The sequence below is a fragment of the Nonomuraea sp. NPDC050310 genome (assembly GCF_040655795.1).
In the GTDB taxonomy this organism is placed as follows: domain Bacteria; phylum Actinomycetota; class Actinomycetes; order Streptosporangiales; family Streptosporangiaceae; genus Nonomuraea.
Genome location: NZ_JBFAKP010000021.1, coordinates 35,696 through 53,525, shown reverse-complemented (window position 1 = coordinate 53,525; position 17,830 = coordinate 35,696). Strand labels below are relative to the sequence as shown.

Genomic DNA, 17,830 nt, shown 5'->3' with positions numbered 1-17,830 from the left:
GCCGTATTCCGGCCGAGACCGGACTGGCCGACCAGGCGGCCCTGGCGGCGCAGGCACGGTTCTCACCATCCGTCCTGCGCACTCACCACCTGGTCACGTTCGGCACTCCGTCTCCTTCCGCAGTAGTCGGCGGGCAATCGACGAATACCGCGGAGCTGCCTGGTCGACTCGACGAAATACCAGCTTGAGCGCGCTGCCGGATACGCCGTCACCCAGAGCCTGCCCACCTGAGCAGGCAGCAAGGTCAGCGGCCCACGCGAAGCCGTTCCGGGGCTATCTGCGCAGTTTGGTGAGCAAGTCCGTCAGGGCCCTTCTGCGCCGGGCGGCGCCGGGGTCCTCAGGATCGTCCTCCTTGGCCAGATAGGCCGTACAACCTGCCGTGCACTGCTCGATGATCAGGCGGCGCGCGTCGTAGTGCCGTCGGCGCTCCAGCCCTACCGCGTCACGTTCCCGTAGGCGGGCTTCCTGCAGTTGCTTGACCCGGCCGCTGGCCAGCAAATGGAACTCGGCCTCACGGTTGTCCGGATCGGCCGCCAGCAGCCGCTCCATCGCGTTGGCGATCATGATGCCCTCGGCGTTCTCGAGCCGGTTGAGCGTGGCGGCGGTGACCAGAGTGCGGCGGTCCCGCACCGATCTGTGATCCGTCCAGGAGCCGAAGTCCCTGGTGATGTCCGCCGGGTCGGGCCCCGGGGGTCCCTCGCCGATCCAGTAGTTGTAGGCGACGGCCAGCAGGCGCTTCAGGTCCTCGGTCTCCGCCTCGGCGAGCAGGTCGCGCAGTCGGCCACACGCGGAGACGAAGTTTTTGGCGTCGAGGTCGACCTCGACGAGGCTGCGCGCGATCCTGGTCCGTCCTGTGGGCGAGAAGGCGAGTTCCCGCGCCGTGTCGAGGGTCGCGTAGGCCGCCTTGTGGTCGCCGAGCATGCTGAGCAGGGTCGACTTCATGACGGGCGGGCCGGAGGCGCCCTCCAGCCGGGCGGTCCAGCGGGTGAGTGCCGTGATCGCGTGGCCGAGGAGGGTCCTGGTCTGGCGGTCGAGGTCGTCGGGGCCGTCCCTGTTCTGCCGGTGGGTGTTCGCGGCCGTGAATGCCTGAACGACCGCCGGCGTGTGCGCCATGTCCGGGTCGTCCATGACCTTGATGTATTTCTCCGGCAGACCGACCCTGACCCAGGACTCCCCCGTCCCCCGGTAGCGGCGCGGGAACAGCGGATCGTCCTCCTGAGCCTCCGTGCGCATCGTCGACAGCGCCACTCTGGTGGCGAGCTCGGCGAGATCGTTGATCTCCTTGACGTTGTCGGCCGGGTCGCGCCCCGAGTCGATGCGCTGCACGACCGCCAGCGTCGCAGCGTCGTCAGGATCGAGCGCGATCCGGTCGATCTCCCGCAGGCTGGCTACGACGTCGCCTGAGTAGACCGACACGCACCAGGTGCGGTCACTCACCAGGGCGTTGCGAATCCTGTGCTTGCTACGGAACAACGACTCGACGATGCCGGCGTGCGCCTCGTCCTCCGCTTCCTTGGCCTGGGAGCTCAACGGGACCGACGGTTCCGACAGGGAGCGTACGCACAGCTCGGCGAACCTCTCACCCGTCCCGCCACGCAAGGACGCACAGGCGATCCGGATCTCCTCCTCCAACCGGGCCTTCGTCTCCTGCGGCAGCTCCCCGTCGGCGTCCGGGCGGCTGATCCCGAATCTCAACCGGTCGCCCCGACCCAGCAGGCGCCGGTTGAGCAGTTCCAGACGCAGATGCGCGTTGTGGGCGCCGACCCGGCCCGTCCCGGAGAGCGCTGTCGTGATCTCCCTGTAGCCCTCCTCGCCGGTGTCGCGGGAGGCCAGCAGCGACGCCGTGCCGAACGCCCCCGCCAGCGTCGCGTGGATCTCAGCGCGCTCCCGCGCATGCTCACGTGGATCATCGGCGATGAGCGCCTTCAGGTAGAGCGCCTCCAAGCACGCGCCCCACGCCGCAGCTGCGGACGCCGGATCACCACCGACGGTCTGCGCCACCGCCAGATCGTGCAGAACGGCCTGGTCGAACGGCCGGCGGCGGAGCATAACGCTCCAGGCCCGCCGTGCCTGCACCCGCTGGCCGGTCCGGTGCAGCGTCTCGGCCTCGCGACCCGCGATGTAGCGACGCAGGGGCTCCAGTTCCACCGCATCGCCGACGGCGGCGCGCGCCCGGGTGAACACCTCCGCCATCACCTCGTCAGCCAGCGCCAGCGCGGCCGCGACCTGCTCGCGCGGCGGGAGGCCGGAATCCACGGCGACGACCCGCTCAACCGGTTCCGGGCTCTTCGCCGAAGGCGGCTCCGCGAAGCACTCCCGCACCGCCGTCAGCAGCTTGCGCGTCTCGTCGGTCGGCGTCGGCTCGCCCCCGGCCAGCGTCGACGTCTTGTCCAGCCTGCCCCTGGCCCGCTTCAACTGGGCGTTCGGCTTGTTCTTGTCGGGACTCTGCAGGCTGCTCTTGAGGGCGGCGCGCCGCTCCCGGAACTCCTCCGGCGACAGGTCGCCACGGTCGGCCTTCTCCAGCTCGTCCGTCTCGGCCATCATCCGTACCGCTCCGTCCGCAAGCAGGTCGACTGCGCTGGTCAGCGCGGCGACGTCACCGGCGAGCCGGGCGCGCTCCTGGCTGTCTTTCGGGTTCGAGGACTTCGCCACCTCTTTCGCCAGCGCCAGGAGCTCGCCGTGGAGCTTCCAGAATCGCCGCAGCTCGTCCTCGAGGGCGATCAGGCGCTCTGCGGCCGTCCCCGTCTCACCTTTCGGCGTGTCCTCGGGCATCGCGCGCACCGGCGCAGGCGCCAGGGCACGCACTGCGGCCAGCAGTCCGGACACGCACTGTGCGGCCTCGGCCGGATGTGGATCGCGCGCCGCCGCGAGAAGTTCCCTGGCCACGCGGTGAGTGTTCAGATCGGGGAACTCCAGCGGACTGCGCAGGAGGAGATGCCGGTACAGCAGCGTTGCCAGAAGCCCTGGCAGTCGTCCTGCCTTCAGCAGACACGCCAGCCTCTCGGGGATCTCGGCCTCGGGCAGCCCGTACACGTCGATGACATCGCTCAGCAACTGGAACGCCGCGCTCGGCAACCGCAGCGGTTCCACCACGCGCCGCAGCGTCTCGGGCGGGTAGCCACGCAGCAGCCAGGCCACGCCGAGAACCGCAGCGCGCGCCGCCCCGTCCGGGCGTCCCAGGGACCGTCGGACGACCTCCTCCAGCGACCCGGCCAACCGATCCCTGGACCGCTCATTGGGGGTGGCCTGTAACCGATCCTCGAAGTCGAGGTCGTACACGCCGCTCCACCGGCACTCCCCCGCACCGGAAATCCGGGGGACCGCGGTCCGCACATGCGGGACCGGCTCCGGGCCACCGGGATCGGGCCCCGGGTCCGGGACGTCGGCCCCCTCCATGATCGCCGCGTAGATCGCTTCGGCCCGCTTGCGGAACGCGCCCGCGTACCCCGGACGTCCCACGTGCTCCTCGTGGAGACGGCGCTGTGCGTAGGCGACGTGTGCCCAGATCCGGTGACTCGTCGGTGATCGCTCCGCCGCGAGGAGGAGGAACTCGCTCGCCTCCATCAGCCGTCCGTGCCGTAACTCGATCAACCCGAGGTGGTAGGGGAACTTCGGGTTGCCGGGATCCAGGGACTGGCAGCGGAACAGCAGATCGATCGCCGCGCGAACCGGTGTCGAAGGGTGCACCGCGATCCGGAACATCGCCTCGACCAGGGCCTCGTACTGCATGGGAGTGAGGGATTCCCCTCCCGAGCGGAGCTCCCACAGGTGTTCCGCCATGAACCTCAGCCTGCTCGGATCGTTCTCGGTCACCGGCCGAGCCCCTCTCTGGGAATGATCCGGACTCCGGCGTCGTCCGCGAGGGCGATCTTCGAACCGTCAGGGGAGACCGCCATGGGCGAGTCCGCCGACATGAAGACCACCCGGCCGGACACCATCAACGCCGAGGAGCCGCCAGGGTAGGTGAAGACCATCACCTCGCCGTCGTGGTCCGATCCGAGGAATCGAGCGCCCGCCGCTGCCTGGAAGCCCCGCCGTACGGACAGCTCCGAGCTCACCAGCACCCCTGAGCCGTACTCATCCAGGACGGCCACGCCATCGGAGGTGAAACGGTGGTCCACGTGCGCGCCTCGCAGCGGCTTCAGCTCGACGGTCGTCCGGGTGAGCGGGTTCAGCCGGTGCAGCCGCTTCTCCCCCACCGCCAGCAGATGGCCGTTCTGCAGCGTGCCGAATCCGAGAACCACCCGCTCGAAGCGGCGCTCCAGCTCCTCCGAGCCCGCCAGCCGGACCGTCCCGTCCATCCCGACGATCAACAGCGAACCGTGCGACCAGGTGAACCCCTGAGCGCCCTCCGGCCGGTGCGCAATAGCCATCGGGTCCCCGCCGTCACCGGGGATCTTCCAGATCGTCCCGTTCCACATGCCGACGATCAGGTCAGGGCCGTCGAACTCGGCGGCGCACGGGATGTTCAGCGTGCCGCGCCCAGGCAGCCTCAGCTCCACCGACCTGCCCTCGGCCGTCAGCATGACCACCTGGCCCGACCAGGCGACCGTCGCGAACCGACCGTCGCCCACCGCTGAGACCTTCGGAAGGTCGGCCGCGTGGCCCATGCCGACGATCAGGGACCCATCGGGCTCGAACAGGGCCGACCCCGCGGGGCCGACCACGGCAACCCGCTCCCCATCCGGCAGGAAGAACGGCCTGCCCGCCATTGCCAGAGTCGGCAGTTTCTCCGCCTTCTTCGGCAGCCCCTTGACGGGGTCGACGCGGAACCAGTCGCTGGTCGTGCTCTCGCACCCCGGGGCTTGTGCGACGATCTGGACGCGCTCGTGAACGTCAGGGAACGACAGATCGGGAAAGGACGCTCGCCGGCCGCGCACCGGCCGCACCGTGGTCCCCACGAGCCGTGTCCTGCCGCTCGGGGTCTCGGCGACGACCTCCACCTCCGGGATGTTCTCGCCCATCACCTCGACGAGGATCTCCGGCAGGGTGAGGTTGACCGTCTGCGCCGGCGGCTCCGCACTCGCGAAGCGCAGCCGCACGAACGGGCGCCCGGGCAGGAGATCGAGCGCATCTCGGACGCGGTCGAACCAGATGGGGTCGCGGGCGTCCTGCCACTGGATCCTGGAGACCGACATCGGCACCGACGGAATCGCGCTGCTGTTGATCAGCACTGGGACAATCTTGATCTGGCCGCTATGAGTCAGCGTGAACGCCGACTGGAGTTCCCATTCACACATCTGCCGCTCGAAGTACGACTCGGAGTAGAGCGGCACGAAGAACCGGGTGCTGCGCAGTACCTCCTCGAGCTTGGTGACCCAGTTCTCGCCGGGCAGGACGCCGTCCGGGGACGTGTCGAGGAACACCGTCGGCCTGCGCCCGTCCAGCGTGCTGCAGGTGAGGAGCTCGTCGCGCAGCCGCCCAGCGGCGATGGAGTCGGCCCCCGCATGGCTGATGAACACGTCCCAACCGATCACGCGTGCTCCCTGAACCTTCTCGCGACCTGATCGATCTGGCCCAGGGTCTGCCTCACATCCCGGTTCGCGGTCTCCCTGCTCAGCCGGGAGCAGGTCCGGATGACCTCGTCGAAGTCCCGCCTACGCCCCCGAGGCCGACCGCCTGCCGTCAACTCTTGGAGCAGCCGCGACAGGGCCGCCAGCTCCAACTGGACGGCGTTCTCCCGTAGCGCCGTCCGTAGCTCCTCCACAGGCGCACGGTCCTCGCGCGGGACCTCGCGGATCAACCGGCCGGCCCGGTCCTCCAGCGCGCGCATCTGCTCGGCCGCCGCGTTCAGCCGCGAGATCGGACAGGTCAGCGCGTCGCCGATGCCGTCGAAGATCCGTTTGTTCTCCCGCGAAAGCCGCGCCATCGTGATCATCGCCAAGAGGGCCTGCGCGGGCTGGGGCGACTCCGCGCCGGCCGCCGTCCTGGCGGCGCGCTCGGCCCGGTCGAGATCGCCCTCCGTCAGCACCAGGCAGAACCCGAGCATGAGGTTGGTCTGCGGATCGGCCGGGACGAGCAGGATCGTCCGCTCCACGATCGTCAGCGCCTCCAGCCACCGATCCTCCTCGAAGCGCTTGTAGGCCTGCGCGAGATCGTCGTCGGCGAGCAGCAAGTAGAGGACATCGGTGCGCTCGCTAGACAGCGGAGGCGGCGACACCTCTCCACGGCCGAGCCGTACGATGTGCGCGGCCAGGTCCTGGACGGGTTCGAACGCGTTCCAGTCCGGGCCCAACCCCGCCAGCGCGCGCAGCGCCCGGTCGAACTCCCGAGCGTGGAGCAAGGGCATCAGCTGGGGCATCATCTCCCGCAGCATCGCCATCCTGACCTGCCAGGCCAGATTCGTCAGCGACCACCGGTGCTCCCGGTCGTCGGCGGCCCGCGCCCCCGTCTCCGCGGCCTCCAGCGCCGCCCGCAGCTCACCGGCGAGCGCCCTGTGCACCGCCAGTTCCAGCCAACACGCGCCCTCCTCCGGGACGTACGAGAGGAACGTCACCAGCCGCCGCTCGTCCGGCTCGGCGAGCAGTTCCGCCGTCAGCCGCCGTCGCAGCGCCCCCCGCAGCTCGACGAGCTGTTCCGCCAGCTCCGGCTCGGGGCTGTCGAGGCGGAGTGACTCCAGCTCCTCCAACGCGCCCAACGCGTCCCCCTGCCGCATCAGGCAATGGATCAGCAGATGGCGGGCCTCGTGGTGCCCCGGCACCAGCTCCAGCACCTCGTCGACCTGAGCACGCGCCAGCTCGACGTTCCCCGCCGCCAGATTGGCCTTGGCATCCTCGATCAGGCCGTCCTCGTACGAGGAGTACTCCAGGGTGAGCGGGACATCCCCCTCGCCCAGCTCGCGCAGCACGGGGATCTCATCCTTGCCCGCGTCGTGCAGCTCGCGGCGGATCCGGTTCAGCTCCTCGGTCAGGTCAACCTCGGCGGCGCGCGCGGGCGGCGCCAGCCGGGGCGTGCGCAGCGTGTGTCCATGGCTGAACGGCACCAGGTTCTGCGGTTCGGGCACGGGGACTCCTCAGAATGGAAGGTCGGCCTGGTCGGGGTCACGTCCCAGCAGGTGCCGCGCGGTGTCCCTGCAGAGGCCGTACAGCGCTTCCTGGTCAAGCCTGAGCAGCAGCGGCAGCACCCGGCCGAAGTCCGCCTGCTCGAACAGCCGCCGGTCCTCGGCGTCCTCCACGTACTCGACGCGTTCGAGGCCCTCGATCAGCAGCGCCCGGTCAGGCCGGACGCGTCGTCTCAGCGGAATCGGGTTCACGCGGGCCCCTCCTCTCTCAGCAGGTACTCCGCAGCGTGGAGCATCAGTCCCTGTTCGGCCTCCTGCAGGCTTTCGACGGCGCCTTCAAAGTGACGCGCCGCCTCCTCGACCTGCTCGATCTGCTCCTTCAGCCCGTCCATCCCGGGCTGTTCTGGGTTGTTGCGGTACTTCGGCCCGACGATCCCGCGCATCCGAGTCCTGGTCAGGTCGCGCCGTTCCCGCAGAGCCCGCAGCGTGGGCTCGGCCATCACCGGGCGGTCCATGTCAACCTGCTCGGCGAGGAGGTACGGCGACAGCCGAGGATCGGCTTCCAGCGCCCGCAGCTCCGCCCTGCGGGCCTCGTCCAGGCCGGGGTCGGCGACCAGCTCGGAGATCAGCTGCAGGTAGCGGGCCAGGCCCGTCTCCTCCGAGCCGAGCGCCCGCTCGAACTCGACGATCTCTCGTACCTCCCGCAGCAGGATCGGCCGCCCGGTCTCCAACCCCTGTTCCAGCAGGCTGACCGCCCTCTCCCGCTGCTCGGGGTCGGCCCCATGAACGAAGTACCGGAAGACACCGGCGACGAGGAACGCGTCACCGTAATCAGGATCGGCCATGGTGGCCTGCCGGGCGCGGCTGTCGAGGAGGTCCGCCAGCGACGGTTCGACCCCGGTGCCCTCCCGCTCCGGCCGGCGCAGCTCGTACAGCAGGGTGACCGCGTGGAACAGCGCCGTGTGCGCGAACAGCTTCGTCAGGGCCTGGTCGTCGGCGCGGTCCGCGTCCAGCGCGTTCAGTACGTGGCCGAGCCGTGCGTCGACGCCCTCTCTGTCGCCCGCTCTCCAGCGGCAGACCAGCAGGCCCAGTTCGGCCTGCGCGCTCGATGCCCCCTCGCGCTCCGATCGGTCCCGGGCGTTGGTGAAGCACCGCTCGGCATCCGCAGGTCGTTCGTCGAACACGGCCTGGATGCCTTCGACCAGCTCCAGGTCGTTCACGTGCTCAGGCACCTCGTTCGCGAGCTCGCCCAGTTCCCGGACCTTCCCGAAGTAGTGGAGGGCGCCCTGCGGCTCGCGACGCCGCCAGCTCGCGACGCCCTGCCGCAGGAACGAGACCGAGGCGATGACCCGGGCGTCCTGGCGGTGCCGCAGCAGCCGTTCCTGCTTCTCGAACAGGTCGCAGACCTTCGCGTGCTGCTCCTGCTTGGAGCGCAGCCACAGGTCGAGAAAGGCGGTCTCCTCGGTGTAGCCCGACGACTCGACCAGCGCCGCGACCGCCGTCGACGCGGCCGCGTACTGCTCGGGCTCATACTCGCCGAGCCTTGCCCGGACCAGCGCCTGGACGAACCGCGCGTCGGCGAGCGCGCGGCCCCTCGGGCCGGCGTTCAACGCCTCGCCCACGAGCCGGTCGGCGGTCTCGAAGTCGGCGCGCTCACCGCTGTACAGCAACCCTGTCGCCGACTCCAGCGGCCGGCGCCACCGGCCCGGCAGCGCGACCAAGAAGTAGTAGGCACCCGCGACAATCACCGTCGCGAGGATCACGATCGTCACCGTCTGGGCGCTCACGCGTCGTCCTCCGCCCGGGCCTGCCGGTGATCATGAAGATCGCGCTGGAGTTCGGAGAGTTTCCGGCCGTACCCGTGGATCTTCTCATCGCTCATCGAGCGGTTCTCCCGGACTTTGATCAGGCCGAGCCGGGCCGTCTCGGCGATCTGGGCGGCGTCCCTGTGGCGGCCGAGGGCCATGAACGACCGCGCATAGTCGACCATCAGGTCAAACAGCCACCAGTGGAGCCGGTCGTCGCGCATGAGCCGTCCGTAGATGACCTCGTTGGCCAGGTTCGCCCTGCCCCGCGACAACAGATAGACGACCAGCTCGTGCGTGCGTTCGTCCTTGCCCTCCGGTGGCAGGTGCTCGAACGCCCGGAGGATCGTGGCGTCCATCCGCTCCGCGAACGATGGATCGATCGCCTCCGAGAGCTGTTTGGCGAGCCGCCGGGCGAACCGGTTGACCAGGTCGAACTGCGCCAGATACGCCTCCCTGCGCCCCGGCTCCAGCTGGACGGCCTGCTCGAGCAGGTCCCACGCCTCCATCGGCTGGGGCGTGTGCAGGTGCCGGTAGGCCAGCTCTCCCGCCAGCACCAGCAGTTCGTAGGACGGTTCGGTCAGCCGGATCGTGTACGCCAGGTGCAGCGCACCCTCCGGGTTACCCGTCTCCCTGATCTGCCGGACGGCGACCAGCGGGTTCATCGCCTCGCGGCACCGGTCGAGCCGGTCGGCGACCTCGGCCGGATCGAGGACGGCCCGCTCCTCCCGCCCCAGGGCGAGCACGCCCCGCAGGTAGGAGAGGGTGTCTCTGACCGCCGACACGTCCCTGGCCCACAGCGGCAGCCGGCTCGGCAACTCGTCGAGACTCCCCGAGGCCGCCCAGTGCAGCATCCGGCCCGGCTCCGCACTGGGCAGCTCGACGAAGCACCGCAACGCCATGACGACCAGTGCGTACAGGTCCGATGCCCGGTCCGGGCCGCCGTCGCCACGAACGATCTCGGGCGCGAGGTAGGGGATCCGTTCGCGCACCTCCATCAACGCGGCGAGTGGCGGTGCCCCCCACGCGGGCAACTCCAGAAGGAACACGTTCCCGTGCGAGAAGACGATGTCGGCCTCTCCGGGCAGCATCCCCTCGACCCGCTGCCACCAACCGGGCAGGGCGCGCAGCGCCATCGCGACGGCGGCCAACCGGTCGGCCGGACGTGCGCCGTCGATGGCCTGGCCCAGCGTCCCGTCGATGGACACCTCGTACCTGACGATGTCGTTGAAGCGGCCGTCGTCGTCCCGTACCACCTCGGTGCCTTCGGCAGCCAACAGCGGCGCAATCCCGGGGAACCGGGCCCGCTCCCGCCGGGCGGCGAGCGCCGCCCGGTGGTCGCCGGTGAGATGCTCGGCCGGGATCAGACGGTCACACCTACGGCGGTACGGAGCACTGAGGAGCCGCCCCCACATCGCCTGGCCGAGGGGGACCGGTTCGTCGGTCTCAGCGGCCGTCATGCGAAGCGCCGCCCTCTCCCGCCGTGAACGGCGGCGGGATGGTCAGCTCGTCGAACTGCGTCGACTGGGGCTTGATCTCGACGGGCGGAGCCGCCTGCTCCTGGACCTCCGCCGAGAACAGTCCGCGGAGCAGTTCGGCCCGCTCCGCCAGCTCGTCGTGCCGGCCGATCTCGGTGCTCCGCTCGAACTGGGCCTCGAACTCCCGGTTGGTGTTGAGGTGCTTCACCCGTACCTCGAGCAGGCCGTTGATGGTGAGCGTGTACTCGACCTCGAAGCGGTGGTAGCCCTCCGGGCGCGGCTCGACGTCATCGAGATAGATCGTTCCCACCAGGGTGTTCTCGTAGGTGTAGGTACCTTCGCCCTGGTAGACGACGACGCTGATCTGCTGGGCGTGATCGGGGTTGGTGTAGATCTTTTGCTGGCTCGCCGGGATTCGCGTACCGCGCTGGATCAACGGATCGGAGCGGTCGCCCTGGACCGCGAGGCCCAGCGTGTGCTCGGTGATGAGGCTGACGCTCAGCTCGTCGTCGAGATCGTCGTTGACCAGGCTCGACGGCGGGCGCGCGCTCAGGTCGAAGCTCTCTGACGGCGCGAAGCCATGTGCGACGATCGCCGCGCCGCGGGCGACGAGGGTGTCGGGGTCGGCGTCGCTACGGACGAAGTCGTCGCCCTTCTCGAAGTGGTCGAGCAGCATCTGCTTGACCCGCGGGATCCGGGTCGAGCCTCCAACCAGCAAAATCGCATCGATCTGCTCCCGGCCGACGCCCTTGCTGTCGGAGGCGAACCGCAGCGCCTCCTCGACCTGGAGGAGCGACCGGTCCAGGACCGGTTCGATGACCTTCTCGAACTCGGCGCGCGTCAGCTCCCGCGTCTCGCCGCCGGGCAACTCCACAGTGGTGGAGGTGTCGAGGGACAGAGCGCGTTTCGCCGTCTCCGCGGCCATCTTGGTCTTGAGCCGGTCGTCCTCGGACAGGCCGGTCTTGCCGCCGAGCAGCATCTCCACCAGGGCGTCGTCGAAGTCACCACCGCCCAGGCGCTGGTCGCCCGCCGTCGCGAGGACGTCGATGGCGTTCTCGCGGGTCTCGATGATCGACACGTCGAAGGTGCCACCCCCGAGGTCGAAGACGAGATAGATCTGCTGTTCGGTGTCGGCGCGATCCACGCCGTAAGCGATGGCCGCCGCGGTCGGCTCGGGAATCAGCTGCCGCGGGTAGAGGCCCGCGAGCAGTGCCGCCTCCTCCGTCGCCTTCTTCTGCCGCTCGGTGAAGTAAGCGGGTACGGTCACCACCGCGTCGTTGATGGTCCCCCCGAGCTCGGCTTCCGCGATCAGCTTCATCTTCATCAGGATGAGCGCGCTGACTTCCTGCGGGCGCAGCCACTCCTTCCCCATCGGAACCCGGACGGGGTCGTCGACCTTGAAGCGCTTGGCCGCGCCGAACTGGGCGAGGGAGCGTTCGGTGAAGGTCGATCCCATCTCTCGCTTGATCTCGATGATCGTCTGGGCGTCGTCGGCAGAGCCCGTGATCGCATTCTTGGCGTTGTGGCCGACGATGGCCAGGCCAGTGTCGGGGACGTATCGGACGACGGACGGGGTGGCGAAGCCCGCTCCGCCGGCCACGCCCGGGTCGGCGATGATTTCAGGGAAGTACTCGTCGGGGTCATAGGACGCGACGGCCGAGTAGGTGGTTCCCAAGTCGATTCCGATTACACGGTGGAGCGAGCCCGGCATGGCGTCTCCCGTCAGCGGATTTCTCCGTCGAGCAGCGGATTGGGGGCGTGGTCGGCTGTGAAGTCCGTGCGAGTCAGGTCGGACGGCCGGTAGACCGCCTCGTTGCGGCCGGTGAGGTGATCCTCGATCGAACGGCGGAGCACGAAGATCGCGGCAGAGTGGTCGTCGAAGATGGGATCCCAGGTGGGGAGCAGTTTGAGCAGGGAGAGTGGCGGGTGAGCGGCGTCGTACTCGTCCCGGTCGTCACCACTCTCCAGGCGGATCGCGTGGGCGCGGGCGAGTTCCTCTTCGGAGGCCTTCTCCCGCCGCAGTCTTTGGTCGAGCCTGCTCGAGGCGTCCCGGATCTCGTCGGCAGTGGCCTCCGGGCCGAGATCCAGAAAGGAGTAGTCGGTTCTGGTAGGCAGGACGAAAGGCGTGGAAAACAAGCGCAACGGCCTCCCCCGGAGCTTGTGGGGTTGAGCGTCACCCATTATGAAGAGCACCTTCCGGCAGGGCAACCAAATGTGTCTTCTAGCTCATTTGGTCGCCATCAAACGATATTTTGCGCTGGTGCAACGTCCAGATATAGACCGATGTCTGCCAATAAAGCGGTTGGTGCGCCATTTGAGGATTTTGGCCACCCATCCAGCCACGCTCGCCCTGCTCCAGGGCCTCTGTCCATACGTCTGCACGATCAAATGATCTTGCAATTTCCCAAATGGTCCTTGCAGCACACGAGCCGAAAACTGCTGCGACGACCGCCCGAAAACCCGTCACCCATTCGGGCGAATTTGACTGTCGCATCTGAGCCGCAAGGCAGCAGCGTGGCCGACAGGCAGGAGTCATAGGTCGGCTGGGGTGCGGTAGGGCGCGCGTGGCTGAAACCTATGGATAAGTGAGCGCAACTCACAACGCTCAGGGCCTATGTGTTCAACCAGAGGTTCACGGCCCACCTCGTCGACGTCAGAACCCAGCCTCCCTGCGTGGACCTCGCCGCCCGGCTTCTCCTGATCTGCGAGGCTGCTCGTGCGAGAGGGGTGTCGTTGTGCTCACCTCGCCTGCGAACTTGTCCGGCCCGTGCCGTACCTGTCAGCGCCGCCCAGTGAAGACGACGGCTACGGCCGTCCGCTCACCTCGGAGAAATCTGTCCACGCCGAACAACCCCACTGTCGCCGCCGCCTGTGCCGCCTTCCTCATACTTGGCATCGCCATCATGGGGTGCAAGATCCACCGATATTGAGCCGCACAGGACCAACCCACGCACTCCGAGCGGACCACCACCGTGAATATTCGCCGACACGACCGGCCTGGCGACCGGCTTCTCCTCCCGGCCGCCCTACAGACGGTGCAACCCGAACAGCCAGTACGCCCCTCCGGGGTCCGTGAAGTCGGCTTGATCGGGGCTCGGTACGGCTTCCGCCAGGTCGACCGACAGGTCGCCGGCCTTCGCCAGGGCTCGGGCGAGCACGTTCAGCAGCAGCCGGGCGATCACGGCATCGCGGTCGTCGGCCAGTGAGGTGACGGTCTTGAAGGTCCGCCCGACCGCGATCGCGACCAGAAGCACCAGCTCAGGCATCGACTTGGTCTCTTCGGATGATGCCAGGTCCAGAGCCTTCGCGACGGCCGTGACCGTGTCTCGTATCTTCTCCGAGGCTGGGAAGGCCCCAGTAAGCGCGTTGGCGAGAAAATCGGCATAACGCAGATCGTCCGTGACGTCCGCCAGCCGGGCATGGGTCAGGGACAGGCCGATCGGATCGGGCACGACGTCCAGCAGGCGTTCCAGCGCCGGTCCCGTGTCGGTGCATGCGCCGATCTCTTGCTCAAGCGCCCTTCCCGAGTTCTTCAGCATCTGGTCGAACTCGTCGTCCGTCACAGTTGATCCCCGCTCTCGCCGTGGTAGGCACTCAGGGCGACACGCAGCGCCGTACGGGCTCGTTTGATCAGGTCGCGCGACTGCTGCTCGGTGATGCCCAGTTGCTCGGCGATGACCGGGTGCGTCAGATCCTCCAGGTAGTAGGCCATCGCCAGTCGCTGGTCCGGCGGCAGCCTCCGCAGGGCGGCGCACAGATCAGACGTCACCACCACCTGCTCGGTCCCGTCCTCGACCACCGGGTCATGGCCGGGCAATCCGGTCATGATTGGCACAGTTGGCGCCTGGGTCCGCCGCTGACCGCGCGGCCGTGCGAGCGCCCGGCGCGCCACCTGGCGGATCCACAGTCGCGGATCCTCGATCGCGACCCAGGCGGCCGGTTGCGTGATCAGCAACTTCCATGTGTCGAGAAACGCATCCTGGACGGCGTCCTTGCTGTCCTCCATGGACGCACCGGTGCACATCAGGAACCTGATCAGGCGGGCGTGCTCGCTCTCCATGAAAGAGATGAAGGCCGAACGCACGGACTCGTGCGTGCTGGCCGCGGTCGTCGTATGCCGCCTTCGGGGGTCGGCTGGCCCTTCGCTCATCGGGTGCTGCTGCTCCTTCTACGGCCCGGCGGGCCTCGCTACAAAGTGGCCGCAGCTCTCCATGATCGGGAACGGCTGTTGGCGGGACGGGTGAGGTTCTTGCGCCTTGGGAGGGGTTGTTTCATCCCTGGAGTGGCTGGATTAACGATCGGCTTGGTACGTGGCGCTCATGCACGGGCCAGCAGGCGCGACGGCCATCGCGGAGGAGCACCCTTGGGCAGGCGGCCTCACGTGCCCCGCCGAGCTCGTCATCAGCCCGATGATGACCCATGACGGCCTCGAGGACGGAGCGAGGATCCATGCCCGGCCTGGAGGAGTTCGCGCGTTCGGCGAGGTGCGGTGGCGCCGGGAAGATCGTTTCCTGCCGGATCGGGGTATTCGCCGCTTACGCCACCCCAATGGGCAACCTGTGCTGATCGGCCGAGCCCGGGGGCCTCAGACCGGCCGCGTGGAACACGTCTCCTACCGTGACCTGCCAGCCACCCTGCTCGTCCGGCCTCAGAAAAATCGACTCCAGGCCGGGGTTGACCAGCAGCATCGGCCGCGGGGCAGGCTCGTCGCCATGCATCAGAGGCACGATCATGGCTCGGGCGCGCCAAGACACGAAGTCGCCGCTGATGGCGTGGTGGCCTTGCTCACGCCATTCCGAGGCCCGGCAGCGCGGGTGATGCAGGCTGGCCACCGCGAACAGGATCATGTCGTTGACCACCAGCGACGGCGCCTCGGTGCCGAGTGGCCGGTTGCAGGTCTGGCAGTCGACCGGCCATAGGCAGGCGGCGACCTCATCAACGCCCGCCAGACCCGTCCTGACGAGATCCCCAGCCCGGGCTGGGCTCCTACACCGCAGCGCTGAGCTCGCGTGCCGGCGGCCTGGTCGCAGCCGCCGCGGTGTTCGGTGTCGTCCCTGGTCAGCGTGTCGCGGTCCGGCCGCTGACCGGTGCCGCCGCATATTGACACTCCTCCGTCCGGGTCCGTCCGAGTCCGTCCGCAGCTCTGTTGGACACCTCTGCCGCACAGCTTTGCTGATGCGTGGAGGTCGTGACACCGGATGCAGCAACCGGTGCACTACGAAGAAGGAGCCACTCATGAACATCCGCCGACGACTCATCACCGCCACCATCGCCGCAAGCATCTTGTCCTGCACAGCGGCTGCCGTACCCGCCGCCCAAGCGTCTGCCTCCCATGCCCGGGTGTCGCCGGTCGAGTGCCATCTCCGGGGCTGGGAAACCGTCAGGTGGTCGCGCTATCTGACGGGCTGGCTCTGCCTGCTCAAGCTGCCGGAGGGCTCAGACGTCTACACCGGATGGGTGTTCGGCGTTCCCGTGGGCACCGAGGTGCACCTCGCATGGCCTCACACTGGTGAGCGGGGCCTGCCTGCCTGGGTCGAGCCAGGAAGAACCGCCGCTCAAACCCTTTCCGAGGTGCGCAGAGGCAGGCGTATGTGGGCGTGCGCCGAGACAATAGAGCCCTTCGGCAGACTCTGCACAGACTTGCTTTGAGGCCTCGGGCGGGCTGGTGAGGTCAGCAAGCGTTCTCGCTGGTCAGCTCCTATACCGCGGCGCCGAGCTCGCGTGCCGGCGGCCTGGTCGCGGCCGCCGCGGTGTTCGGCGTCACCCCTGTGATTTCGTCGGTGACTGGCAACAGCGTTTGCGGGTCAGTTTGGACAGCGCTGAGGGCCGATGCTGTCGAGAAATGTCGGTGAGAAGTAGCAGCGCTGAGGGCCAGGTCTGCCTGTGTCGGCTCCGTGACGGGGCTCGGTGCTGGGTGCTGGGTGCAGAGGTCCAGCCACTGATGTCAACCCGTCGGTGTGGATCGCGTAGTCGCCCCTTCCTACGCAGGCGCGCCCGTGTTGACACCCTGATCCACCGACTTCGCGGTAGCGCGGAAAGAGTTGTGCGTCTTGCCGTACCCAGCACGCATTCGAGGAAGTACGTCGACACGTCCCTCACTACGAGCTCGCTGACGCCTGTGGTTCAGCCAGGTCCGCCGGCTGCGAGACCCGGCCGGGGGACCTGTGCCGCCAGCTTCTTCGGCGCCCGCAGGCAGTAGCTCTCGATGAGCAGCTCGGCGAGCTCGTCCCAGTCCGCGTCCGGTTCGATCACCATGCCCACGCCCTGCGGGTGCCACCTCAGTTTGTAGAACGGGTGGCCGGTGCCGACGAGCACGGCGAGCTCGGCACCGTCGGCGCGGAAGGTCAGGACGGTGGCATCCCCGACGAACGGCGCGTCGCGGGTGTAGGCGGGCGGGTACTCGTCGCTGATGCCGAGGACGTGGGCGAAGGTCTTCTTGCGGACCAGCCAACGGGTGCCGACCCAGGCCTGTTCCTCGTAGACGCCGGGGAGTGCGAGGCACAGCGCGCGGAGGCGGTCGAGGACGTCGTCCGGCACGTTGGGGCTGTCCGGCATCGGCGTCTCCGAAAATTGTCGGTGCTCTCGTGCATGATGCCCGCCAAGAGTCTGAACCACGTCGCCATCGCACCGGAAGCCCTGTCCTGACCATTGGTCGGGCGCGGGTGGTTTCGTTCGTGGGAAGTGACCGCACTTGAGGGCTGGAACCATGATCAATGTTGGGGAGAGCCGACCGCACCATGGGATGGAGGTCGCGTGGTCAGGGAGGCCAGTTTGTCAGTACTCGGCTCTAGCGTGCGGAGCATGAAACGATATGTCGACGAGGACCTGCACGGTGCAGAGTTCCGCGAGTGCGATCTGACCGGGGCACGCCTGATCGGCGTCGTCATGCAGGACGCCGTGATCGACGGGCTTATCACCAATCTTGTGGTGAACGGGGTCGAGGTCACCGAGTACGTCGAGGCAGAGCTCGACCGGCGTAATCCGGTGCGGCTGCTGATCCGTTCCGAGGACCCTGCCGAGCTGCGCGAGGCAGCGCGTCAGCTCCATGCCGGCTGGGCCGCCACGATCGAGCGAATCCGTCGTACGCCCGGCATCGAGCGCCGCAGCGTGAACGGCGAGTGGTCGGCCGTGCAGACGATGCGCCACCTGGTCTTCGTCCACGACTCGTGGTTCCGCCGCTGCTGCCTGGGCTCGACGGAGCTGTTCACGCCGATGGGCATCGGGACGACCGTCGAGCCCTACCGTGGAGCGCACGGGCTTGACCTCTCGCTCGATCCGTCCCTAGACGAGATCGTGAGCGTGCGTGACGCACAGGCCGCCGAGCTCGAGGCCTGGCTCGACAAGGTCACCGCTGAGCAGCTCGCCGGGCGAGCGCCGGTGCCCGACGACGATGTCTGGCCGCCATACGCCCGGGGCCGCTCGGTGCGGCGGTGCCTCGGCACGGTGCTCAACGAGACCTTCGAGCACCACGGCTTCTGCGTCCGCGATCTCGACCTGATCGAGGCACAGGACGCTGAGTAGGACCGGCTACAGACTCACGCGGCACT

13 protein-coding genes are annotated in these 17,830 nt (G+C 68.4%); 1 reads left to right on the top strand and 12 read right to left on the bottom strand.

The window, feature by feature from the left end; all coding sequences use genetic code 11:
- Positions 1-273: 273 nt before the first annotated feature.
- The 12 genes from AB0I67_RS34205 to AB0I67_RS34150 all read right to left on the bottom strand — a co-directional run bounded on the left by AB0I67_RS34205 (position 274) and on the right by AB0I67_RS34150 (position 16,838).
- A complete protein-coding gene (locus tag AB0I67_RS34205) occupies positions 274-3,813 on the bottom strand; it encodes a hypothetical protein (protein ID WP_357932268.1) in 3,540 nt (1,179 codons plus the stop codon).
- Positions 3,810-5,477, bottom strand: a complete 1,668-nt coding sequence (locus tag AB0I67_RS34200; protein ID WP_357932265.1) for a toll/interleukin-1 receptor domain-containing protein — start codon at positions 5,475-5,477, stop codon at positions 3,810-3,812. The genes AB0I67_RS34205 and AB0I67_RS34200 overlap by 4 nt, the downstream gene beginning before the upstream one ends.
- The gene (locus tag AB0I67_RS34195) at positions 5,474-7,003 is read right to left on the bottom strand and encodes a tetratricopeptide repeat protein (protein ID WP_357932263.1); all 1,530 of its coding nucleotides are present in this window, start codon (positions 7,001-7,003) and stop codon (positions 5,474-5,476) included. The genes AB0I67_RS34200 and AB0I67_RS34195 overlap by 4 nt, the downstream gene beginning before the upstream one ends.
- A gap of 9 nt (positions 7,004-7,012) precedes the next feature.
- Entirely contained in the window at positions 7,013-7,252 is a 240-nt protein-coding gene (locus AB0I67_RS34190) for a hypothetical protein (protein WP_357932260.1), read from the bottom strand.
- Positions 7,249-8,787 (bottom strand): hypothetical protein, encoded by a 1,539-nt coding sequence (locus AB0I67_RS34185; RefSeq protein WP_357932257.1) that lies wholly within the window; start codon positions 8,785-8,787, stop codon positions 7,249-7,251. Before AB0I67_RS34185 ends, AB0I67_RS34190 begins: the two co-directional genes overlap by 4 nt.
- On the bottom strand, positions 8,784-10,265 hold the full coding sequence (locus AB0I67_RS34180; RefSeq protein ID WP_357932255.1) for a hypothetical protein: 1,482 nt from the start codon (positions 10,263-10,265) through the stop codon (positions 8,784-8,786). The genes AB0I67_RS34185 and AB0I67_RS34180 overlap by 4 nt, the downstream gene beginning before the upstream one ends.
- Positions 10,252-11,994, bottom strand: a complete 1,743-nt coding sequence (locus AB0I67_RS34175) for an Hsp70 family protein (protein ID WP_357932253.1) — start codon at positions 11,992-11,994, stop codon at positions 10,252-10,254. Before AB0I67_RS34175 ends, AB0I67_RS34180 begins: the two co-directional genes overlap by 14 nt.
- 11 nt (positions 11,995-12,005) lie before the next feature.
- Positions 12,006-12,425, bottom strand: a complete 420-nt coding sequence (locus AB0I67_RS34170) for a hypothetical protein (protein ID WP_357932250.1) — start codon at positions 12,423-12,425, stop codon at positions 12,006-12,008.
- Positions 12,426-13,309: 884 nt separating this feature from the next.
- Positions 13,310-13,846, bottom strand: coding sequence for a hypothetical protein (locus AB0I67_RS34165; protein WP_357932247.1), 537 nt, complete (start codon positions 13,844-13,846; stop codon positions 13,310-13,312).
- A complete protein-coding gene (locus AB0I67_RS34160) occupies positions 13,843-14,433 on the bottom strand; it encodes a sigma-70 family RNA polymerase sigma factor (protein ID WP_357932244.1) in 591 nt (196 codons plus the stop codon). Before AB0I67_RS34160 ends, AB0I67_RS34165 begins: the two co-directional genes overlap by 4 nt.
- Before the next feature lie 385 nt (positions 14,434-14,818).
- A complete protein-coding gene (locus tag AB0I67_RS34155; protein WP_357932242.1) occupies positions 14,819-15,130 on the bottom strand; it encodes a hypothetical protein in 312 nt (103 codons plus the stop codon).
- Positions 15,131-16,406: 1,276 nt separating this feature from the next.
- The gene (locus AB0I67_RS34150) at positions 16,407-16,838 is read right to left on the bottom strand and encodes an MmcQ/YjbR family DNA-binding protein (protein ID WP_357932240.1); all 432 of its coding nucleotides are present in this window, start codon (positions 16,836-16,838) and stop codon (positions 16,407-16,409) included.
- Between the two features lie 246 nt (positions 16,839-17,084).
- Here AB0I67_RS34150 and AB0I67_RS34145 point away from each other — a divergent pair, with 246 nt between their 5' ends.
- Positions 17,085-17,804 (top strand): DinB family protein, encoded by a 720-nt coding sequence (locus AB0I67_RS34145; RefSeq protein WP_357932237.1) that lies wholly within the window; start codon positions 17,085-17,087, stop codon positions 17,802-17,804.
- Positions 17,805-17,830: the final 26 nt, after the last annotated feature.

Bases quoted from the DNA above. Each gene is read 5' to 3' on its own strand.
- AB0I67_RS34175 (WP_357932253.1), bottom strand. From the start codon at position 11,994: ATGCCGGGCTCGCTCCACCGTGTAATCGGAATCGACTTGGGAACCACC.
- AB0I67_RS34180 (WP_357932255.1), bottom strand. From the start codon at position 10,265: ATGACGGCCGCTGAGACCGACGAACCGGTCCCCCTCGGCCAGGCGATG.
- AB0I67_RS34155 (WP_357932242.1), bottom strand. From the start codon at position 15,130: ATGATCCTGTTCGCGGTGGCCAGCCTGCATCACCCGCGCTGCCGGGCC.
- AB0I67_RS34145 (WP_357932237.1), top strand. From the start codon at position 17,085: ATGAAACGATATGTCGACGAGGACCTGCACGGTGCAGAGTTCCGCGAG.
- AB0I67_RS34150 (WP_357932240.1), bottom strand. From the start codon at position 16,838: ATGCCGGACAGCCCCAACGTGCCGGACGACGTCCTCGACCGCCTCCGC.
- AB0I67_RS34160 (WP_357932244.1), bottom strand. From the start codon at position 14,433: ATGAGCGAAGGGCCAGCCGACCCCCGAAGGCGGCATACGACGACCGCG.